Genomic DNA, 24,132 nt, shown 5'->3' with positions numbered 1-24,132 from the left:
GAGCCGTCGCGGCCGTCCGCGCGGCCGTCCTCACCGGCGTCCGCCGACGCCTCGGCACCGTACTCCCCGGGCCGGCACGTTCCCCCCATCCGCCCAGACCGAAAAGGCACCTTGGCATGGCGCTCGACTCCAGCAAGATCACCGGTAACCTCACCAGCACCAATGACAAGTGGGCCGAGGCGGTCAGCTTCTTCACGGGATACAAGGTGCCGGCCAGGAGCGACCTCTTCGACACCCTCGTCGGAAACGAGGGAATCCCCCTGATGAAGGTGGAGATATCCGACGTGGGTTATGTCGACTACGTCGACACCGAAGACCTGAACTGGCTGTACGAGAACGCTGGTTCCGACATCCAGAACACCGACTTCGTCATCCCCTTCTACTACACGTCGGGCGGGACGGGCTCCGACGTGTCCATGCACAAGGCCCGCATCACGCTGCTCGGCAACAAGGGGGACGGCAGGCTCCCGAGCCAGGGCTATTTCGAGGGCGGGCAGTTCTCCAGCAGTATCGACGGTCACCTGGGGATGGACGGCAAGCCCACCTGGGACACCACTCCGCTGACCCAGTACGCCTTCGGTGCCGGGCTGGCTCTGGAGGAACTGCGCAACAACGAGAAGGACGGCACGTACGGCTTCAGCTGGAGCGGGAAGGACGTGGCGGACGCGGATTCCGTCACCCTTGCCAACTTCGACGTGGTGGCCGGCGCCTTCGACCGGGTCGCCCAGTTCTTCTCCACGCAGCAGAAGGTGGTGGAGGAGTGGCAGAGCAGGGTCGGCAAGGAGAAGAACGACGCCTGGCGGGGCAAGGCGGCGGGCGTCTTCTGGGACCTCGTCAACAAGATCAACAAGCAGTACACGGACTATGCGGAGGACATGAGTTCGGGTACGGGCTACTCCAAGCAGGGCAACGAGATCCGGCAGGCCAAGAAGGACTTCGCGGAGGCGGTGAGAGACCTCCACAACGTCTGGATGAAGTGGGAGTGGGAGTACGGCAACCCGTTGATCCTCCTGCACAAACTGCTGTCCGCGGTGGCGAAATTCATCTGGGACAACAACCTCACGAAGATCACCTATGAGATCGAGACCTACGGGACGTACGGCGGGGGATACACCTCCTACACGAACTACATCGCGGAGGAACACTTCAAGAACAAGGCCGCCATCGACGAGATCGCGGACGTAGGTGGGAAACCCGTCGCGGCCGAGGAGTTCGGCGACCTCAAGGATCTCGGCACCTGGCTGAAGATCGGTAACAAGGCCGTCGAGATGTGGCAGCAGACCGTCATCGACCAGCTCGACGCGGCGGCGATCACGGCCATGGAGAAGGTGCGCAACAGCTGGAGCAACAGCAGCTTCGATCTGGGAGCCGTGAAGTCCCGCGGCACCAGCGGCACTCTCGCGGACGACTACAAGGACGACAAGGCCGAAGTCGCCGAGGAGGACGCCAAGAAGAAGGAGGACGACGCCAAGGCCGCGGCCGCTGCCGCCGCGAAGAAGCAGGAGGAGTTCATCCAGTGGCAGAAGGACCAGGCCGCCAAGGCGGAGGCGGAGCGTAAGAAGGAGAAGGAGGAGGCCGAGCGCAAGGAGAAGGAGGCCAAGGAGGAGGCCGAACGCAAGGAGAAGGAGGCCAAGGAGGAGGCCGAACGCAAGGAGAAGGAGGCCGAGGCCAAGGCGGCGGAGCAGGAGGCCAAGCAGGAGCAGAAGGAGAAGGAGGCCGAGGCCAGGGCGGCGGCCAAGGAGGCCGAGCAGGAGGCCAAGGCCGAAGAGGCGAAGAAGGAGCAGGAGGCCAAGGAGGCCGAGGCCAGGGCCGAGCAGGAGGCCAAGGAGAAGGAGGCCGAGCAGAAGCAGGCCGAACAGGAGGCCAAGCAGGAGGCCAAGCAGGCCGAACAGGAAGCCAAGCAGGAGCAGAAGGAGGCCGAACAGAAGGCCAAACAGGCCGAGCAGGAGCAGAAGCAGGAACAGATCCGCAAGGACCAGGAGGCCAAGCAGGCGGCGGCCCAGGCCCGTGCGGAGAACATGCAGATGATGCAGATGAACCAGGCGAAGTCCCAGCAGGAGGAGGCGAAGAAGGAGCAGGAGGCCAAGGAGGCCCAGGCCAGGGCCGAGCAGGAGGCCAAGGAGAAGGAGGCCGAGCAGAAGCAGGCCGAACAGGAGGCCAAGCAGGAGCAGAGGCAGGCCGAGCAGGAGGCGAAGCAGGCCGCCAAGGAGAAGGAGGCCGAGCAGAAGCAGGCCGAGCAGGAGGCCAAGCAGGACCGCATCCGCACCGAGCAGGAAGAGCGACAGGAGCAGCAGCAGGCCGAACAGGAGAAGAAGCAGGCCGAGGCCGAGGCCAAGGCGGAGGCCAAGCAGGCGGAGCAGGAGGCGAAGCAGGCCGCCAAGGAGAAGGAGGCCGAGCAGAAGCAGGCCGAGCAGGAGGCCAAGCAGGAGCAGAGGCAGGCGGAGGCGGAGGCCAAGCAGGAGGAGGTCCGTCAGGAGCAGGAGAAGAGGCAGGCGGAGGCGGAGGCCAAGCAGGAGGAGGTCCGGCAGGAGCAGGAGAGGAGGCAGGCGGAGGCGGAGGCCAAGCAGGAGGAGGTCCGCCAGGAGCAGGAGAAGAGGCAGGCCGAGGCGCAGACCGCGTTCGACAACTCCCGCCGGGACCTCTTCGGCGGCAACGATCTGCCCGACCTGTCGTCCACTCGCATCTCCGGACCCGTCAACGACGGCGTCCTGGACCTCCCCGGCGCCGGCGAGTCGCGCATCGACTCCGGCGGCCGGGTGATCACGGACTACCCCGACGGCTCCACCGTCACGATCGACCCCGCCACCCACTCCTCCACCGTGACCCGGCCCGACGGATCGACCATCTCCGGTCCGCTCAACACCGGCGACCTGCTGCCCACGCCCGGTGGCGGTACCACGCACCTTGACGCCGGTGGCAACGTGGTCACGGAGCTGCCGGACGGCTCCATCCAGACGATCAACCCGGACACCGGCAGCACGACCATCACACGCCCGGACGGCTCGGCCGTCTCCGGCTACCTGGACGACTCCGGCCCGTCCGTCATCGGTTCGGGTCATCTCGACAACGGCTCGCTCGACTACACGCCTCCGTCCTACGACTACTCCTCCTACGAGGAGGAGTTGTTCGACGACGCGCCCTACGAGTCGCCCCTGGCGGGCAGCGGGGCATCCGGTGGAACGACCACTCCCAGTCACAACCGCCCGTTCCTCAACACCGGTGCGTTCCCCGGTCCCGGCGGCGGGGCCGTGAGCGACCTGAGCGCCGGTACAGGCGCCGGTGCGGGCACGCCGATGGGCGGCGGCACGGGCAGCGGTATGGGTGCGCCGATGGGCGGCGGCATGGGCGGCGGAATGGGCGGCGGGGGCGGCCAGTCGGACTCCGGCGAGCGCGTCCGCAACGTCATCGACGGCGAGGTGGTCAAGAACCGCCGGCCGCGGCCCGGCGCGGGCGCGCCCGTCAGGAACGGCCGGTACGCGGACGACGAGGTGCGCGTCGCCACCGGCTCCCCGACCGCCGGCGGCACGCCGTTCCTCCCGCCGATGGCCGGCGGTGGTGGCGCCGGCGCGCCCGGCCAGCAGACACAGACCCAGAGCGGTGACCGCGCGCGGGACTCGTGGGTGCCGGAGGACGAGGACGTGTGGGGTGCGGACGAGGGCGGCGCCCCTGCGGTGATCGGACGATGACCGGTAGGGCGACGGCCTCGGGAACACCCGCAGCAGCCCTTGCATGAGCGGCAGTTCGCGTTGCGCACACGCGTACGGCAGAATCACGTACGAGCAGGTGGAGAGGGAACCGTTGAGCGAGTCCATGGAAAAGAAGCTGGCGGACGCCATGGCCGAGCTGGCCGCCGTGCAGGAGGCGGTCGCACGTGCCGAGAGTGAACTCGCCGAGTCCTCGGCCACGATCCGGTCCCGGGACCGTGCCGTGGAGGTCACCGTGGGACCTCAGGGCGAGCTGACGGCGCTCAAGTTCCCGGACAACAAGTACCGCGGCATGACGGGTCCTCAGCTCGCCGCCTCCGTGCTGGAGGCCGTCCAGGAGGGACGTGCGCAGATGGCGCGCAGAGTGATGGACGTCTTCGAGCCGCTGACGCGCGCCAGTGGCGGCCCGACGGGCCTCAGGGACATGGACATCGACTGGGACCGGGCGTTCGGTCCGGCACTCGACGGCCCGGACGGCGGGAGGAGGCGCTCGGCGGCCCGCCTGCACGACGAGATCCACGAGGACTGACGTTCCGAAGAAGGCGACGAGGGAGGTAACCATGGCGGGTAAGTTCACCGCTGACCCCGGCCGTATACGCCGCGGCGGCGAGATGATGGAGGCGTTGCCGGAGCGGACGAACAAGATCGCTGACGACTTCATCTCCGACATACAGAACTACCGGGGCTGGGCGGGTTACGACGACGACTTCGCCCATGAGGTGCTGCCGAAGTTCGAGGCGAACAACGAGGCGTGCCTGGAACTGATCAGGACCGTGGGCACCGCGTTCTCGGAGCTCCGGCAGGCGGTCTGGGCCAACGGCCGGCACATCGAGGGCGTTTCGGCGTACGCGAACGAGCAGATCGGGCGGCAGTCGTCGAGCCTAGACGCGCTGGGCGGGGACTCCGCCGGGGGCGGCAGGCACTGAGTGGAGGAGATCGACTTTCCGCCGGAAGTCCGGACGATGCTCTGGATCCTGCTGGGCGAGATGCCCCTGCAGGCCAGGGAGAATCTGGCATGGGAAAGTCGTCAGCTCTACCTCGCACTCCAGAAGGGCCTGATCGACCTGCGCGCCGGCGCGCGGGAGACGATCCAGATGGTGGAGGAGGCGCTGCCGCCGGAGGTGGCCCAGCCGTACATCGACAGTGTGCGGATGCTCACCGACATGCCCGGCGGCACCGACCCCATCCAGAAGTTGCTGTACCAGCTGGACCAGCTCGCCAACGGCCAGATCGAATACTCACAGAACATCCAGGGATCGAAGTGGGAGATCATCGCCGAGATCATCATGCTGCTCGCCGAACTGGCTCTGCTGGCAGCACTGATGGCGTTCACCGGCGGGGCTTCGGTGTCGCAGATGTTCCTGGCGCGAGCCCGGAGCAAGCTGGCGATCCTCATGATCATCGACCGGCTGCTGCGGATGTCGCACATCGCGCCGACGATCGGGGAGGCGATCCAGGAGGCCATCCAGACGCTGGCGACCCGGCTGGCGCAGATCGCCCTGAACACCGGTGGCCGCAAGCCCGGCGGCGTCGACTGGAAGGACGTCGGGGTCGCCGCCGCGCAAGGCGCGCTCACCGCCGGTTTCATGGAGATCCTTGACAAGTTCCTGAAGCCGGTCCGGAACTACTTCAAGGATCTTCTCGGGGACGTCTTCAACAAGTTCAACTTCAACCGGGACAGCCTGCTGTTCAAGGGACTGACGAACGGTCCGCCGGCCGTCGTCACCACCTTCGTCGTCGGGGGCACCGCGGAGAGCGTCGCCGAGGTCATCATCAACGGGGCCTTCTACGACAAGTGGCAGTTCAAGTGGGAGACCTTCGTCGGGTCCGGCACCAGCACCCTGTTCGATGCGGGCGCGGGGCTGGCCATCGGCGCGGGGGCCTTCTCGATCTACAACTCCTACTTCGCCGACGGGAACCGGTTCACGGACCTCAACGATCCGCCCGGCCCGGGCAGCCCGCTGAACGGCGGTGACGCACGCCCCTCCGGCTCCGGCAAGCCGGACGTGAACCCTTCGGACGGTCCGTACGGCAAGGGCTCGTCGACGATGAAGAGCGACCTGTTCACCCCCGGCCCGGCCACCCCCCTCCCGAACACCGTCTCGGCCGCTCTCCCGGACGGGGTGGGCAGCGGAATCGACGACCCGCCGCTGTCCCCGTACACACCCCCGCCGGTGGCCACTCCTCCGTCGGTACGGAACTCACTGCCCATCGGCGGCTCAGACGCGCTGTCCGGCCGCTTCGATCCCACCCCGGGGGCAGCGGGCCCCACCGACGGCACGGACGGCTTCAACGGCACGAACGGATTCAACGGCACGAACGGATTCAACGGCACCAACGGATCGAGCGGCACGAACGGATTCAGCGGCACGAGTGGGACGCAGGTCCCCTACCTGCCCCCGCCCGCGCCGTCGCCGGCCTCTTCGCCGGGCATCTCGGCGTCCACGCTGCCCTCCTCCTCGCCGGACACCACACCGCTGACGTCCCCCGGGGGGGCCGGGCGCACATCCGGGCCGTCGTCCGGCGTGGACGCCGATCTCACGACGCCGTACCCGGTGCCGGACCTGGAGCCGGACCTGCTGTCCGATCCGACGCCGGGCCCCGGTACGTCTTCGGAGGGGCCGGGGACGGCGAGTGACCTCCCGCAGGGACTCACCGCGCCGAAGGGCTCCTCCACCGCCCCCGAGCCGAGCCCCACAGGCGGTTCGGACGGTGCGGGCGTGGGGACGGCCGATCCCGAGGAGATGCCGGGCAGCCAGGACGGGACACGGGACGCCCGGGACGACGCCACCGGGGAGCTGCCCGGACGCGGGACAGCGGGCCGGGCCACCGGCGGGCAGCCGGACGTGGAGGGCGGCACCCACCCGCGGGTGGGCGACGCCCCGCCGGTGACCGACGCCGAAACCGGCGCCGTCGGGCCGCCGGCACCCGTGGGAACGTCGGCCGGCCCGACCATGACGACGCCCGGGGGCCAGTCGGCACCGTCCTCCGCGCCGCAGGGTGCGGCCGGTCCGGGGAGCCAGTCCCAGCAGTCGTCCCAGAGCGGCCCGGACGACCGTGACGCGGCCGCCCTGCCGGACCAGGAGAGGGAGCAGGACGGCCGGGAGGAGTCGCCCGACGGTACGGAGCGACCACTCGCCCCGCCCTCCCGCGGCGGCGCGGCGGACGAGGCCGTGGTGACCCCCGGCGCCTCCACGGACACGACCGCGCCCGACGGCCGGCCGGTGCCGGCGACGCCGCCGACGGAACTGCGTACGTCCTCCGGCACCCCGCAGCCGGACGCGCCGTCCGCGCCCGCTGAGCCCTCCCGCCCGGACCTGACGGGGGGACCGGCCCCTTCAGGAGACGCCGCGGCCGACCTCACGGCCCGCGCCACCGACGGGGACACCTCCACCGGGACGGACGCGGTCCCCGGCGCGGCCCCCTCCACCGAGCCGGTGCCGGAGCCCGCAGTCCCCGTCGCCGATCCGGTACGGCCCGAGCAGTGGCGGGCCGGGCGGCACGACGCACCGGCGGTGCCCGTCCGCGCCGGACAGGCCGGCCCGGCACCGGACCCCGAGGCGCCCGACGGCGTCCGGGAAACCCTCGTACGCGCGTGGGTCCAGCGGATCCAGGCTGACGACGGCCGCTGGATCAGCAACGTCTCGCTCCACCTGCCGGTCCGGACCGGGGAGGGCTTCGCCCCGGACGAACTCGCGGCGTTCCAGGAGCGGATGCAGACGCTCCTCGACACCCGGCTGAACAACGGCCTGCTGCTGCCGCGGTCGGGCGACCAGCTTCACATCGACCTCACACTCACGCCGGCACCCGGTCACTCCGAAGCCGTCGAACTGAGCCGGAGCCCTCAGCCGGACGACACCGACCAGGTGCACTGGCGGCTCCACACCGTCGATCCCGCCACCGCACCGGAGGAGACGGCGGCGCGGCAGGCACGGGACGACGCCGCGGTGCTCCGCACGCTCCTGAACTACGCGGGCGTACCGGACCGTGGCCGGGCGGCCGAGGGGCTGCTGCGCCGGCTGGTGCTGCAGGGCGACGGCGGCACGGCCGGCCCCGGCCGGCAGCCCGACCCGGCACCCGCCGTGCCGCTGCGCTATCTGGAGACCATCGAGAACACCATCGGTGCCCATGCCGCCGTCCTCGACCACCCGCTCTCCGCACGGGGCACCCGGCCCCCGAGCGGTGTCGACGACCCGGCCCGCGCTCCGCAGCTGCTGGTACCCGACCGGACCGACCGTGACGTACCGGTCGCACCGCCCACCCCGGTCCGGACCACCTCGGCCCCGGCCTCCGCGTCCGCAGCGTCCGAGTCCACGACGTCGGTGCCCGCAGCGTTCACGGCGGACACCGACGAAGAGCAGCCGGCCACCGCCCTGTCCGCGTCCGTCGCGGTGCCCCCTGCGGACGCGGCCCCGTCCGTCCCCGAGGACAGCCCCGGACCCGGCAAGGGCAAGGGCAAGGGCAGGGAAACGGGCCCCGGCACGGGCTCCCCCGGCGCGTCGGTCCCGTTCGACGGCACCGCCACCTTCACCGACGACACCCTCGACCACGCGCTCGGCGACGACGCTCCCATCGACGACGCCATCGCCGCCGAGCTCGCCATCGAGGAGGCACGCCGGGAGCACGACGAAGCCCTCAGCGCCTTCGACCGGGCCGCGCGGACCGCGGGCACGCTCACCGCAAGGGTGGAGAGCGGCCGGGGAGGCGCCGACGACGCCGCCAGGCTCCACGACGCGTGGCAGGACGTCGAAAGGGCGCAGTGGCGGCTCGACGAGACCCGGGACCGCCTGCGCGACCTCGGTGCGGACGCCGCCGCCGACGCCGCCGCGGCCTCGGTCGTTCCGCGGGTCCGCCGCACGGAGGACGAACAGCGGCGCGCCGCCGCCCTGGTCACCGCCGACGCCCTGCCCGCCGACCCGCCCCGGCTGGCCTCCGACGACCGCCTCACCCCGGCCGCCCTGACCGCCGCGGGCATCACACTGGACGAGGGCCCCGCGCTCCAGGCCGCCCTCAACGGCTCCGTAGAGGTCGGCGACAGCGGGATCGGCCCCGTCGACCACGTCCGGCTGCTGATGACCCGGCCCGGCCCCTGGACCGACGCGCTCGACGCCATCGCGGCCCGTGCCGCCCGCCGGACCTGGAGCGCCGCCTACCAGGACTTCGCACGCGCCACGGACCGGGCCTCCGGGGTCCCCACCGGCACGGACCCCGCCGAAGCCTGGCAGCGGGCGGTCTCCCTGGTGCTGCCGCTGGAGCTGCACCCCGTGCTCGCCGACTCGCGGCACGCACGCGGCGACTTCCGCGACGCCGTGCGCCGGGTGGCCGAGCACCTCGCCGTGCACGGGACGGACGCCGTCTCGGGCACGGAGCTGGCGAGCCGGGTGCGGCGTGAGCTGGGTCTGCCCCCACGCCTGCCGGGTGGATCGCCCGCGGTGCCGCCCGTGGTGGTCGGGTTCGATCCGGGTTCGTCCTCGGTGGGCGGGGACGCGCGCCGCGAACTGCGGGTGCTGGCGGGCCGCGTGGCGGCCCTCGGCCTCTCGCACCTGCGGGCCGGGCTGACGGCGCCGGAGGTGATGCTGACGGGGTACGGCCGCGGTGGCCGCTCGGCCCGGGGCCGCGTCGAGGCGGTCGCCGGACTGCTCTCGGACCACCTGACACAGGCGCTGGTGGATCTGGGCGCCGGTGACGTGGCGGACTCGTTCGGCATCGTCGTGCGGACGGGAACCGGCGGCACGGGCCGGGTGACCGCCGAGGTGGTCCCGCCGCAACACGCGGGCGCCGTCGCCGAACTGGAGCGGCTGCTGGCGGATGAACCCGACGGTGCCTTCGACGTGCACGCGGCGGCCCGGCGGATTCTGCATCTGCCCGCGGACGTGGAGGTGACCGCGGATCACCGGACCGAGTTGTTCACCCTGGTGGAGAACGCCATGGAGGCCGGCTGGTCGTCGAGTGCCGCGTCGCTGGGCGCCTACCACCTCGCACTCCAGGGGGTGTTGGGCCCCGAGAGCCACATCGTGTCGGCGGACGGTTCGTACCAGGGCCTGAACCTCACCGGGCAGCAGGTGGGCGCGGTGGACACGTCGCAGGTGTGGCAGCGGCGTGCCGGACAGTTCCAGGGACCGCTGGAACCGATGTGGGACGCGGGCCGGGGCGCCTACGTGGTGGTGGCCGAGGGCGGCCACGACCACGTCCTCCTCCCCGGTGGCCGGGGCGAGTCGAGGATCCCGTGGCAGGAGTTCGTGGAGCTCGTGGCCCGTGACCCGGGGGTGGCCGGGCTCCCGGCGGGTGTGCCCGTCGTGCTGGTGCTGAACCACGGTGGCGACCAGGGCCTGGTCATGCCCCGGACGTTGGCGTTCCGGGCGGGCCGGGACGGCGTCTGGGCACACAGCGGCCAGGTGGGCCTGGTCCTCGACCCGGCGAGCGGCCGGCACCGGATCGTGGTCGAGAACCAGCGGTCGCGAGGGACGCCGCTGGGTGGCTGGTTCGGCAGCGACGCGAACGACCTCGGTCCGGACGGGGTGCCGGACGAGGGCTTCATCACCGCGCTGGACGGGACGGTGATCCCGGACCGTGCGGTCAAGACGCGGACCGTCGCCGAGGGGGGCCGCTCGTTCGGGCGTGTCACCCTGTCGGACGCCGACCTCGTGACGAACGAGCCCATGCTCGAGGTGCTGGGGGAGATCTCCGGCTTCTCCCAGTTCGATCCGGCGACGGAGCGAGCGCTCGGTGACCCGGTTCCGCTGCTCGAGGCGGGGAGGCCGGTCTACCACTTCGTCCAGCACGGAATGCCGCTGCGGGGCGTGGTGGAGGTGGCCGAGGGCCGTCCACCGGTCCAGGTGGACGGCGCGGAGACGGGCCGGTTCATCAGCCGCAGGCCGAGCATGAGGAGGCTCGGCCCCGGGGCCGTGATCGACCTGGGGGCGTGCTGGGCCGACGCCCTCGCGGAAGACCTGGCCTATGTGACGGACGCGGGGACACCTCCGTACGTCTTCGACGTCCTGGGCGTGACGTCCTACGCCCAGGGCGTGTCGAACGGCAGCGGGGCCGGTGTCGTGGCGGTGGACCGCGTCCACGTGCTGACGCGGGGCGGGACCGTCAGGTCGGGCGTGCTGGCGGGGCCCTCGGGCGAGCCGGGCGAGCGCCGCCTGCTGCTTCCCGAACCGGAGACGGCCGAGCTGACCCGCTTGGCGCGGTGGGCCGGGCTGCATCCCGGAGCGGGCCCGGCCCCGTCGGACGTGCTGGACACGACGATGCGGCTGGTACGGGCCCTGCGCCGGTCGTTCGGCGCCGACGTCCAAGCGGACCCGGCGTTCCGGACGCTGCTGCAGGGGATCGGCGCACTGGAGAACATGCGCCGGGCGGACCGCCACATGCGGGTGACGGGGCCGTTCACCCTGCACCATCTGCACCTGGTCGTTCACGCGCGTCATCAGCGCACCGGGAACGACGCCCCCACCCCGGACGAGATCCGCCGGGTGCTGTCCGACGCGGCCGGGAGGGCGGACGAGGCCGCCGCCGGGCAGTTGACACTGCACGGCTACACGCCGATGCCGTCGCTGGACTGGGCGTTGAGGCGGCTGGCCGGACGGGACCTGGGCGCCACCGCCACCGACGTGCTGCGCCTTCCGCCGGCGCGGCCGGTGACGCGGGCGGACGTGAGCCGGCTGGTGTGGGGCACGGTCAAGGGCGCCGAGGCCCTGCGGGCCGTCGCCGACCCGACGGCCCTGGCGAAGAAGGTCCTGCACCTGCCCGCGGGGACCGACCTGACGGCCGACCAGGCCGGCGACCGGCTGCTGTGGCTGATGGCGGGCGCGGCGGTCTCCGGGTTCGACCCGTCGGACCCTGCGGATCTCGCGGCGTGGGACCTCGTACGTCACGGCGCTCTCGACGACGGCACCCGTCTGATGACCGGCGGCGTCGCGACGGGCCGCAACTGGACCGGCCAGCCGGTCACCGGCGACATAGCGGCCCAGGGGTACGTCGTGTCGCCGGACGGCTCGGTGGGCGGCGGCACGCGGTACGACGCGGTGTGGCCGCAGGCTCCGTCGGGCTCGGCGGCGCGTGCCTACCTGATCTGGGCGGACAGTACGAACGGCCACGTGTCGATGCCGTGGCCCGATGGTTCCAGCAGGTGGATACCGGGCAGCGAGATCGCCGCACTGCTGCGCCACGACCGGGTCCACCGGCAGATCCACCTGGGTACGCCGCTCCTCATGATCGGCACCCACGTCAACTCCGCCGGCCTCGCGCAGTACGTCGCGGGCCGCTCGGGAACGGCGCGGACGACGGTCCTGTCGGAGCTGCCGAGCGCTCCGGTCCCCGACCCGTCGAGCGGCGGGAGCGTGATCGTGCTGGCGGGGGATCCGGCACAGGAGGCGCCGCACTGGCAGACCGGCCGGCCCGCCGTCCTGCCCGGCACCTCCGCCGAGCAGGGCACCCTCCACACCCTCTCCGGCCCGCCCGCGCCGCCGGCCGCACCGTCGGCGGACAGCGACGGCCGGACGGGCACCGGAGCCGTCCAGGGTGACATGCCGGCCGCCCCGCCGGCCGCCCCGCCGACCGTGTCCGGCGAGCTGTCGGAGTACGCGCGCACCCACGGCACCCGGCACGACGGGCACGTCGGTCTCGTCATCCACGAGCCGACCCCGGACCCCGTCCTGGACGGCCTGCACGGGCAGATCATCCGTGCTCTCGGGGTGGACCCGGCCGATACGGAGGGCCAGGAGCTGAGCGCGCGGCTCCGCGACGTGCTGAGCGCGGTGGAGATCGAGCTGAACCGGCCGTACCTGCGCAGCCGGCAGGGACACCGGATCACCCTCCGTCAGGGTGGCCGTGACCGGTCGGTGGACGTACGGCTCGCCTACGCCGGTGCCGCCAAGTCCGCGAAGTACGGCCGGAACACCGGTGAGCGTCCTGTGACGCTGCCCGACATGCAGGTGGAGCTCCGGTCCGCGGGTGGGCAGACGTCCTCTCACGTGGAGGGCTCGGGGACCGTCCGCACCGCGTCGGTGCCGTGGAGCGGAACCTCCCGCAACAAGGGCACCGGCGCGCTGCGCTGGTGGGACGTCACCGTCAACGTGTCCGCGACGCACAACCAGCTGGCCCAGTCCGTCTCCGTCGGCGAGACGTTCCAGGTCACGAGCAAGCAGCAGGCCGAGGAACCCGCGCATCCGGTGGATGTCGACGCGCGGTGGCAGGTCCGGGTCGACACCCCCCGCGAGGATCCGGCCGGCAACTGGCAGCCCGAGCAGTCGCACGGCACGCTCACGATCTGGTTCCACGAGCACCTCGCCTTCGACGGTGCCGACTCCGGCGACCTGCCGGAGCCCGGAGACGTGGACGACCTGCCGCTGTGGGGAGGCGACAGCGTCGCCGAACCGCGCCGGCTGCTGACCGAACTCCTCCAGGACCAGAACTTCAGCTCTCTGCTGAGCCTCGACGAGGAGTCGGAGAAGGCGCTGGAGAACTTCCTGTCCCAGCGCATGCTGCAGGGCACCCCCCATCTCCAGCGCACCGGCGGGGTGTTCTCACCGACGCTGCTGAACGAGGACGGCAACGCGGTCGGCGTGCTCGAACTCACCGCGGTGATCGAACCGGGGCGGCCGATGCGCAAGAGCGCCGAGGGCAAGTCCACGCTGGAGACGTGGTTCTCGCACTCCTTCAGCGTGGACCGCTCGGCGAAGCGGACCAGCGGCCTGGGGGTCGAGGTCGCGGGCGGCTCCACGCTGACCACCGACCACACCGCCGGGCACCCGCGCGCCGCAGCGTCCTTCGGCGGCAGCCTCACGGGCAGGGCCGGCGTCAACTGGCAGGTGAACGACCAGCTGAGCAGCGTCAGCAGCGCGACGCTGATGCACGGCATCCGCACCAAGACCGGCCATCTGCTCACCCCCGCCCGGGTCACCTACACGGTGACGTTGCACCGGGCCGGCGGTGGTCAGGACAGGGGCACCTTCGGCCCGTGGGAGGACGGCCTGCGGCTGCGCATCGCCCGGCGGGAGGCGATGGCGGGCCACCGCCCGGGCCCGGACGAGGTGCGAGAGCTTCCCGAGCACCTGGAGCATCTGACCGGCATCGGGTACACGGAGACCCCCCTCAAGATCGAGGGAGCGGATCCGCTGTTCGTGAGGGCGGAGGCGTGGCTGCGGCAGGAGGGTTTCCTGCCGCCCGCGGCCCCCCGCCGGCGGTCGCTGCCGTTCCGGCTGGACGAGCCGCTGGTCGTCGCCCAGCTGGAGAACCTGCGGCGGCTGGGCCAGATGCGTTCGACGTTCGGCCTCGCCGCGTCGGCGGCCGACGGCGTGGACGGCGGGGAGCCGGTCTGGTTCGACCGGCCGCACGCCGTCTCGGGCACCCGGCGGGTGCAGTTGCGGTTCTCCGTGGCGCGGGACTACGCGCGGCCCGCGAACCACGCGCGCAGACTGCCCGACATCCTCCAGGTCGGCTTCAGCTCGTACGAGGCCGGCGGCGGGCGGCGGTGGGGCACGGCGCTGAGCGGGTCCGCGGGCGCCGGCGGCGGCTTCCAGGCCCCCCTGGACGACGGTGCCTGGGGGCTGAACGCGGCTCCGGACTACCTGGCCACCCGGCAGATCACGGACACCGGGAACACCGGTGACTCGGTCGGCTACGACCAGTTCACCATGACGACCCGGAACGGCAGCGAACTCTTCGAGGTACCCGCCAGGCTCGGCCTGGACCTGTACGAGGGCCCGGGAGACGACCCGCGCGTCCGCTTCGCCGACGGTGCCGGCACGCACGACGACGGCGGTGCCACGGACGGCACGGCGCTGCGGGCTCCCGGCGCGACACCGCACACCGTGCCCGGCGTCGTCACGCTGCTGGTGCCGCACTACCGCACCCACGCGCCCGCCGCGAGCCCCGTGCCCGCCGCCTCCCGGCCGGGACACGTGATCCGGGAACCCGTCACCGACGGCGGGCCGGCGGACGACCGACGGCGCCTGAACCTGGTCGACGCCCAGGGACACCCGCTGCCCGGCCTCACCAGGCTGCCGGAAGGCGCGCTCGTGGACACCTTCCGCGGCACCGCCGCCCTGCTGGACGCCCTGGGACAGATCGTCGCGGGGACCTATCCGGGCCACCCGGAGCAGGGTCCGGTGGGCCGGGCGGTGCGGCGCGCCTCCGTACAGCTGAGCGGACTGGCCGCGGAGACCGCCAGGCGCGGCTCGGTGGTGAAGGAGGCGCTGCCCCCGAGCCTCGCCGGCGCGGTCAACCGGGCCGGCGAGGCCGTCAACTGGGCCGCCACACCGGTGACCTGGGCGGCCAGGACGTCCGCGGACGGAGTGGCGGCGACCTACAAGTGGACGTCCGTCGCCGTGGCGGGCGCGTCGCTGAACGACCAGGGCACCCTCGCGACCGAGACCCGGCACGACGCGATCCGGCCCGCCCAGCTCATGTCCCGTGCCGCGCAGATCCTGGACGGGGCGTACGTCGTCGAGGGACTGACGCTGCCGGGCATGGCGGCCGACCGGGTCATGATGCTGGAGATCAGCGGCTACCTGACCAATCCCCGCAACCTGGGCTCCGAGTCGCTCTACACGGAACAGGACGTCCTGGCCGCCGACACCGCGGGCCGGCAGCGCGGCGTCGGCGTCACCCACCAAGGCAACGTCCAGCTCACGGCGCTGCAGTCGCCGCCCGCCCCGCCCGACGTGCTGATCCACCAGGCCAACCCCGCCGGCCGGTACTCCCAGTCCCGCCGCACCGACGACATCAGCACGGTGAACACCGCGACCAGGGCCACCCACGCCACGGAGCATTCGGGCAGCAAGCTGTGGATCGGCAGTGACCTGACGCTGCTGCTGACCGTCCGGTGGGGCGTGCGCAACGTGGCCGGGAACGCCGTCGGCCTGGGCACGTACGCCCCCGCGACGGTCGCCGTGGACCTGCCCCGCGCCGTGACGTACCTGGCCCCCGCCCAGTCCGTGGCCCGCCTGGCCGCGTGGTTCGGCGGTATGCAGGGGCTCCCCGGCCTGACGCAGCCCCAGCCCGACGTTCCCCTCCCCGGCCGGTTCGTGCGGACGCGCCGGCTCGGCAAGGCGAGTGTCCTGACGGTCACGCAGCTCGACGACACCACCAACCGCCGGGAACGCCGGGACCGGATGCGCCAGGAGCTCACCACCCTGGTCGAGAGCGAGGCACCGGGCGTCACCCGGCCCGGCCACGCCTCCTACGTCTCCGGTGTGGCGACCGAGATCGCCCGCACCACCGAGCCCGCGGCGCTGCGCGCCCTGCCCCGGCGCGGCCCCGGTGGCCACGTGCGCTTCCACTTCCTCCATGTGGCGTACGGCGGGGCGCGACTGGTCGAGGTGACCCTGAGCGCCGAGCCGATCATGCAGACGCCCGCCCTGCGTGGCGTACGCGGCCGTCCGGCCGACGAGGGAACCGGCATGGAGCAGGTCGACACCCACATCCCGCAGGGGAGGGTGACGTCCTCCGGCGTCACGACGACGCGCCAGGGAACGCTCAGCGCCGTCTTCCGCTATCCGCGCACCGGTGGGGCCGGAGTCTCGGACCGCGCGGGCCCGTCCGCCGCGCTGGCCAGTACCCGGGCCCGCACCGCGCGGTCCGACGTGGCGACCGAGGACCGCCTCTGGACGCGCTCGGGGAGCGCGGCCGACTTCGACCTCGACTACCGCTTCACCGCGGCGGTCCGCTCCCAGGTCGTGTGGCAGTGGCCGCCCAACATCCCCGGCGCGGTCTTCCAGGACGGGCTGCTGAACCTGTCCGGCCTCGACGGCGACGCGGCGCAGCGAGTGCGCGGCTGGATCCGGCGTCTGCTGCGGGGCCGGCCGGTCGGCCGTGTCTCCGTACCGGCCGCGACGGCACTGCGGTTCATGGGCTCCGAGGCCGTCCAGCCACGCCTCCTCCCGGGGCCGCGGCCCCCCGCGCTGCTCACGGCCGACCCGCTGCAGCTCTCGCCGAGTGACGCCGCGGCCCGGGGCACCCTGCCCTTCCCGGACGGCGCGCGCCTGCTGCCGACCGGCCCGACCCCGGTGTACGACTTCAACGCCGCCCCGCAGCTCGCCCAGGCGCTGCGCGAGGTCGATCCGCGGATGGCCAGGGCCTGGCGGCTGCCCGCGAACGCCTCGTCGGAAGCCACCGCCGTCCGGCTGGGTGAAATGATCCAGGCCGGTGAGATCAGCCTCGACCCGAGCCGCACGGCGGCGGGCCTGACCACCACCATGCCCGGAAGCTGGCCGGTGGAGCCTGCCGGCTCCGCGCCGTCCCTGAGTGTCGCGCTGTACCGTCCGCGGCCGGTCACGGACACGGGCGACGTCGCCGTGGACCGGGTCCGCCGGCAGGTCCGCACCTCCTCGACCGCGTCCTCGACCGCGGGTTCCTTCGTCCTGAACCAGCAGGGCGCGTTCGGGGTGGGGGACAGCGGCTCCCAGATACTGGGCCTGACGTTCCCCCTGGTCGCCCAGCAGCCGCACGCCACGTCCTCCGGCGGCAACGCGTCCGCCGCCGTGTTCAGCCGCCTGCGGATCGGCACCACCAGCGAGCCCACGGACCGGCGCGGCACGCGCAGCTACGAGACCCTGGTCGACCTCGTCATCACGGTTGACGGCCCCGGGGGCGTCCGGTACGTCACCGGAAGCTCCACCGCACGGCTGTGGGAACGCGACGTGCTCGGCTTCGGTGCCGTCCCGCCGCGCCCCGGCCCCGGGATCTACGACCTGCCCGCGATGCTCGCCGACCTCGACGCGGACGACCTGCGGGACTGGGCACGGCACCCGGTCACCGACCTGCCGAGCGTGCTGGCGGGGGGCATCGACGAGCAGGACGCGTCGGCGGAGATGTGGCTCGCGCTCGGCCCCGACCCGGACGGCACCCGCCTGGCCCGTGCCCTGTTCGCCGGCTCCCGTACGGCCGCGCTGGCCGGGAAGCCGGTCGAACTCGTGGTCCGCACCGACCAGGGGCTGCGGTACTGGCCGTTCGACGCCGACGGCTCCCTCGCCGACGCGACCGAGGCCACCCATGACGCCTGGTCAGGCGTGAGCGACGCCATCGGCACCTACCTCCGCGCGGTCCGGGCCGAGGCGACGGCCCGTCACCGGGAGGACGTACTGGCACGGCGCAGGCCCGGTGCGCTGCGGGCGCTGGAGGAGGCCGGCCGCGCGGTGGACACCGCCGGCACCGCGCACCGGACGGCCGGCCTGGCCCGCGCGGACGCCGTGCGGACCGCCGGCACCGTGCGGTCGGAACTCACCGGGACACGGGACCGGATCGGTGCGGCGCGGAAGGAGATCGCGCGGCTGGACGCGACCGCCCGCGACGCGCGGACCCGCTACGAGGCCGCTGCGGACGAGGAGCCGGCGCTGCGGGAGCAGTTGCAGCGGGCACGGGCCGAGGTGGACCGCCTCGGGCGGCTCGTCGCCGATGCGGAGACCACCCCGGCCGCCGCCTCCCGGAACGACCTGGCCGCAGCCGAGGAGTACGCCGAGGAGGTCCGGGAGCGGGAGGCGGCCACGGTCCGGCAGCGTCAACTGGACCTCGAGGAGATGACCACGGCCCGCGCGGCGGCCGACGAGCTCCGAAACGTCCTGGACGAGGACGTCGTGCGGGAGACGGCCCTCGCCGGGGACCTCGCGCGCGCCGAGGCGGACGTGTCCCGCGCGGAGCGTACGGAGCGGCAGGCGGACGCCGAACTGAGGCGCCGGACCGGGGCCCGGGACGCGATCCGGTCCCAGCTCGGCGAGATCGAGGGAGACCTCGCCGCGGTCCGGCAGGAACTGGCCGAGCACGCGCGCCGCCACAGCCAGGCGTGGGAGGAACTGCCGGGCCTCACGAGCGCCCTGGAGACCGGCCGTCGCGCGGAGAGCGTCGGCGCGGGGCCGTCCCTGCGCGGCTCCGTGTCCTCGGTGCCCGCCCGTCCCACCCGTTCCGGCCGGTTCGGCGGACAGCCCTTGCCCGCGCCGCCCCCCGAGGGGCCGGGGACGGCCGAGGCGCCTCCCACCGCGTCCGTACCTGCTCCGATTGCGGCGCCGCGGCCCGCCCTGCCGCCGGCCGCACGGGCGGACCTGGCCACGCGGCTTCCCGGCATGACGGAGGAGGAACGGACCGCCCGGCTGCTGTCCCTGGCCTCGCCGGACCGCGAGGCGCTGGCCTCCGACGCGGCGCTGGCGGCTGCGCTGCGACAGACCCTGCCCGCCGACGCGTTCGCCCGGACCGCCGCGCTGCTGATGGTGGACGTCCCGGCGGGCGTGGACCTGCCCGTCTCGTCCGGCCTCGAGGCGCGGGCCCAGGTGGCCCGCATGCTGCGGTCCCCCGCCGTGGCGGAGCGGATGCTGACCGGGGGCGCGCGCGTGCTCGTGGTCCCGAAGGACACCGCCCTGACGTCGCTGGACGCGTTCGGCTCCCTCCGGGGGGACTCAGCACAGGACGCGCGCCCCTTCGAGGCCGTGCGCGGGCTCGAGGCCGGCGGGCGGACCGCGGTCGGCGAGGAGAACCTGCTGGGAGACGCCACCGGCGTGCCGGGCGCGGGGCTGTACGCCGACGGCTACTCCGCCGCGACGCACGAGTTCGCGCACGCCGTGCACCGTCACGGGCTGACCGATGACCAGCGGCGGCTCGTCACGGAGGTGTTCCACGACAAGGTGCTGGCGGGCGCTTTCGCGGTGTGGCCCGACGGGCCGCTGTACGACGCCTCCGGCACGCACCGGAACTACTCCTCGCGGAACGAGTACGAGTTCTTCGCCCAGCTCACCAACGCCTATCTGGGCACGAACACCGGGACCGACCCGTACACTGGCCTGCCCCGCAACAACGGGGCGGGCTGGGTCCGCCGGCACGAGCCGACACTGCTGCCGCTGCTGCGGGAGCTGTACGGCACCGAACCGCGGGGCATCCGCCCCTGGCGGGCCAACCCCCGGGCGGAGGCCGACGTCTGGGCGGCCTTCCGTGCGATGTGGGACGCCGCGGAGAACACCTACCGGGCGCAGCCGCACGCCCCCGGACCCGCGGTCGCCCCGAAGCCCGCGTCCGGGCCTCGTCCGGTGCTCGGCCGCGCGGACCTGGAGGCGGTGGCCCACCGGGTGGCGGGCCGCGACGCGGTGGGGGACATGCCGGTCCAGCGCTGTCTCGTGCTGCTGGGGGCGCTGCGGGACGCGCTCCATCCGCGGGGGGTGCGTCCGGCGATCGCGGTGGACGACTCGGTCGTCGGTGACCCGTCGGCGGCGTCGTCGCTGGTGCCGGGCCCCGGGTGGCGTGGGGTGCGCTCCTGGGACTCGGTGGCGGAGGCGGTCGCGGCTCAGGGGCCGGGCGCGGTGGCGTTCGTCCTGGCGCGCCGTCAGGGTGGGGCCCTGGGGCACGCGTGGGCGGCCTACCACCTGGGTGGTTTCGACGGTGTGGTGTGGGTGGACGTGTCGGCGGGCGCGGGCCGGCAGGTGTCGGCGCTGCCGCCCGCGGTCGCGGCGTCCGACGCGCAGGCGATGGTCGTCAGTCCCGAGGGCCAGGCGGTGGAGGGCGCACTGCCGGAGTTCGTGGGGTCGTCGTCCACGGCACTGGCGGGGCTCGACGCGGCGACCGGGCGTCGGTACGGCGCCCTCGGCCTGGAGGTCGAGAAGCGCCAGGTGTTCGTGATCAGCGGCATCGGCGACCTGCCGGCCAAGCAGGTGCTGGCCGAGGCACCGGGCTTCAAGATCGTCACCGATCACGCCGGGCTCTGGCGGACCGCCGACGGGCGGCTGCACTTCACCTTTCCCGCGACCGCGCCCGGAGAGCCCCAACCCCTCCAGGGCTCCTACCTCATCGGCGAGATCGTCGTCGGACCGATGGCGGTGCTCCCGGGGGAACGGAGGCAGTCCCAGGAGGAGGCACTGGCGCGGCTGGACAGGGTGGAGCGGGCGCTGGACGCCAGGAACGAGCCCCACGCCGCTCCGCAGATTCCCCTCGCCGCCCTGCTCCCCGCCGAGGACGGGTGGAAGACCACCGAGTTCGGCGACAAGGCCCTGGTCGGTCCCAACCCGTCCGGGACGGACCTCGCCTACGTACAGCCCACCCTGGGCGTGCCCGCCCTGGGCCTGAGCGTGCTCCAGGACGCGGCGAGCGACCGGCTCCCGCAGGGCTCCATCGGGGCGGTGGAGGCCTCGGGCAGGGAATTCGGGATGAAGGTCACCGCGCAGTTCGTGCGCGTCCTCACCGGCCGGACCGATGTGCCCGACGTGATCGTCCCCTTCCTCGCGCCGATCCCGGACATCGACGACATCTGGGGCTACCTGCGGTTCATCTACGCCCACACCGTCGCCCGGCCGGCCGGCGCCATCCTCAACCAGGGCCCGACGGGGTTCATGACCAAGAACGGCCTGCCGACGGCGTCGCGCCCCGCCCTGGACCGCGTCCTGCGGGCCCTGATGCCTCGCACCCGGCAGTTCCTCGACCGATACCACGACGGCATCAGCGCGGGCCTCGCCGCCACCCTGGGGAGGCTGCTGGAGCTGTACCGCAAGAGCCTCACACCGGACAAGCCGCTGTTCCCGGGCTTCTTCGACGCCACGATCGGCGATGTGCCGTCGGCCCGCGAGTACACGACGTCCGCGCTGACGGGGCGCACCTCCTGGGGCAAGGCCGTCACCCAGAAGCAGATGGTCGACATGGACGACGACCAGTACCCGACCCTGGACACCGACGACGGCCGGCTGGAGATCCCGCTGGTCCTCGCGGAGCTTCGGCACTTCGCTTACGAAAACGGCCAGTTGATGACGCCGGCGGACATCCGGCGGGCCGTGGCCGAGTTGTCGAGCCTCAGCCGCGAGGCCTACCGGCGGGCTCTCACCCACCGGGCACCGCTGCCCGAGGACGTCCTCCGCGAGTCCGTCAACCGCGTGCTGGACAACGAAGCCGTCCGGGGCCTTGCCCACTTCGTGCAGATGGTGCTGATGGCGGGACTGCCGCAGCCGGGCGGCGGTGCCCGACGGCTGGTGTCGTTGGGGGAGAGCCAGCGGATCTCCCGTGCGCTGGGCGGCTACGCCCTGGGGACGCCACTGCCCGCCGACGACCCCGTGCACCAGGCACTGCGCAAGGCCGTGGACGAGGCGTCCCATGCCGTCGACACGGTTCCCCAGCAGCACCAGGGGAGACTCCGTGCACTGGTCGGGGCCGCGCAGGAGGCCCTCGGCGTCCTGGCCGACCCCACGCGGACGCCTCCGGTGCTGTCGTGGGTCCAGGAGCTGGTCGCGCTGGACGGGTCCCGGGTGCTCCTGGACCGCGTGCTGGTGACCGGTCACCGGGACGCGCGGGACAGGCCGTTGGGTGTGTCCTCGCGTCCCGCGGAGGACTGGCAGGACACGAGGCGGCAGACCTACGGCCTGCTGCCGGACGTGGTCGGGTTCACTCTGGTGCGGCAGGGGCCGGTGTCGCTGGAGAGCCCCGTGCAGACACTGCCGTTCGGCACGGCGCACCTGGTCGGGCTGCGCGGTGGCCCCGGGGCGGCGGCGCTGGCGTTGTCGGACGGCTCCGACGCCGTCGTCGACTACGCGCGGGTCGTGGACTTCCTTCACGCGGTGGACGGGCACCTGACGGCGCTGGCGCCGGAGCGGCCGGTGCTGGTGGTGGGGGCGGATCTGGCGGGGCCGCCTATGGGTGATCCGCTGGAGATGCCCTTGGCCGGTGAGGTACTGGCCGACGGCCTGGACCGGTGGGTGTGGGCCACCGGCAGCGGTATCGAACCCGTGCTCGCCCCCGCGGACGGGGCGGCGGGACCGCGGTGGCAGTTGGCGGAGGGCGACTGGTGGGTCGGATTCCGCCCCGGGCTCTCGACGGCCGAACTGGGCCGCTGGAGCGAACAGATCACCGGTGACCGCGGCCGGACCGCGGACGTACGGCGCTGGGTGCGGGCGATCCGGCTGGTCTACGGCCCCCTGCTGGAGAACGACACGGCTGCGCTGGAGGCGTTGCTGCGGGGCTTCTGGGCGCTGGAGCAGACCCGCGCGGCCAACGGCTTCCAGACCTCACTGACCTGGAGCGACCTCCGGTTCGCCGTGAGCTCCTACTTCGCGGCCAACGGGCAGCCGGAGCCGCCGTTGCCGGTGGCCCTGCAGTTCCTGCTGCTCTCGGCCGCCGGTTCGACGGGCGTGGACCTGGAGCTGTCCAGGTTCTCGCTCGTTCCGCAGCATGCCGGCGTGCGGGCCTGGGAGGTGGCCGGGGCCGGAGAGGCGGCCGACGGTGCGGTGGGGCAGGACGCGGAGATGACTCTCTTCGCGCCGTCGCCGGGGTCTTCCGCGCCTCCCGCCTCGCCGCCGTCCGCGTCGCCCCCCGTGCACGGCGTTCTCGAACTCCCCTCGGTGCCGGGCGCGTTCGCCGGGCCGGACGACTCCCTGTTGTCGGCGGGGACGCTGGTCACGGGGGCGTCGGGGCGTCCGCAGGGCCGCAACTGGACGGGCCGGCCGGTCGGCCGGGTGGAGCCGGGGAGGGTGCAGGTCGTCGAGGTCCGGCAGGGTGGGGCGCCGAAGGTGGTCTCGGTCGGGCCGGCGCCGTGGCCGGGGACCGCCTATGTCGTGGCGGCGGACGGTGAGGGCGGGCGGGTGCGCCTGCCGGACGGCCGGGTGCTGGACGCCGAGGGTCTCGCCGCGGCGCTGGCCGCCGACCCGGAACTGGCGAAGCTGCCGGAGGACGTTCCCGTCGTCCTGGCCGTGCCGTTCGCGGGACAGCAGTACCAGGAGACGCTGCGACGGGTGGCCGACCGGCTGGGCCGCGTGGTGTGGGGATCCAGCGGCGACGGCCGTCTGGTCCCCGACGGCACCGGCGCACTTGTCCCGACCCTGGTCGACCGCGACAGGGGCGCGCCGATCGGCTCCTGGGTGGCCGCTCCCCCCTCCGCCGCGACCGGCCCGTTCCAGGACCGCCGGTGGACGGCACTGGACGGGACGGTGTTCCACGACAGCGACGTGGACACCGTGCCGCTGGTGGACGAGAGCCAGGAGTGGTTCGGCCGGATGGCCATGCCGCGACAGCAAGCACTGCGTCGGGTGGAGCAGCGTTTCCGCACCTTCCGCCGGATGCGGCGGCTGGTGCACTGGACGCCCGCCGGCGCGTCGTACCACGAGGAGGGCGGCTCCGAGCCGGTCTCCACGGACGCGGCGGTCTACGTCTACGCGGGGCACGGGCTGCCCGGGCGGATGGCGCTTCCGCTGCGTGACGGCCGGACGGTGCGGCTGGGCAAGCGGGACGCGGCCGCGTACATCGCGGGGCTGCCGGAGGTCCGGGAACTACCGCCGGGGCACCGGATGCACCTGGAGATCTGCTGGAGCGCGTCGGACGGCGATCCGCGCAAGGAGCAGGCCCCGTACGCTCCGGCCCCCCACGTGGACGATCCGCTCGGTGAGGTGCCGCTGGACCAGCACGTGGCGAACCTGACGCGGATGGAGACGGACGGCGCCACCCGGATGACCGGCCTCGACGAGGCCCGGCGTTC

At 73.2% G+C, this 24,132-nt stretch carries 4 protein-coding genes; all 4 read left to right on the top strand.

Annotated elements, in window-relative coordinates:
* Nucleotides 1–116: 116 nt before the first annotated feature.
* On the top strand, nucleotides 117–3,686 hold the full coding sequence (locus ACZ4V6_RS31480) for an AAWKG family protein (RefSeq protein WP_467833984.1): 3,570 nt from the start codon (nucleotides 117–119) through the stop codon (nucleotides 3,684–3,686).
* 124 nt (nucleotides 3,687–3,810) lie between these two features.
* Nucleotides 3,811–4,233, top strand: a complete 423-nt coding sequence (locus tag ACZ4V6_RS31475; protein WP_467833983.1) for a YbaB/EbfC family nucleoid-associated protein — start codon at nucleotides 3,811–3,813, stop codon at nucleotides 4,231–4,233.
* A gap of 31 nt (nucleotides 4,234–4,264) precedes the next feature.
* Complete coding sequence (locus ACZ4V6_RS31470; protein WP_467833981.1) at nucleotides 4,265–4,630, top strand: hypothetical protein; 366 nt, start codon at nucleotides 4,265–4,267, stop codon at nucleotides 4,628–4,630.
* Nucleotides 4,631–4,666: 36 nt separating this feature from the next.
* The coding region (locus tag ACZ4V6_RS31465; protein ID WP_467833979.1) for a lonely Cys domain-containing protein at nucleotides 4,667–24,132 on the top strand (19,466 nt) is incomplete at its 3' end.

It is taken from the genome of Streptomyces sp. NPDC029152, from assembly GCF_055564355.1.
Note: the sequence above shows the minus strand (reverse complement) of the source record. Positions and strands in the feature narration are given on the sequence as shown.

Excerpts from the sequence above, each read along its gene's own strand:
- ACZ4V6_RS31480 (WP_467833984.1), top strand. The coding sequence starts at position 117 with ATGGCGCTCGACTCCAGCAAGATCACCGGTAACCTCACCAGCACCAAT.
- ACZ4V6_RS31475 (WP_467833983.1), top strand. The coding sequence starts at position 3,811 with ATGGAAAAGAAGCTGGCGGACGCCATGGCCGAGCTGGCCGCCGTGCAG.
- ACZ4V6_RS31470 (WP_467833981.1), top strand. The coding sequence starts at position 4,265 with ATGGCGGGTAAGTTCACCGCTGACCCCGGCCGTATACGCCGCGGCGGC.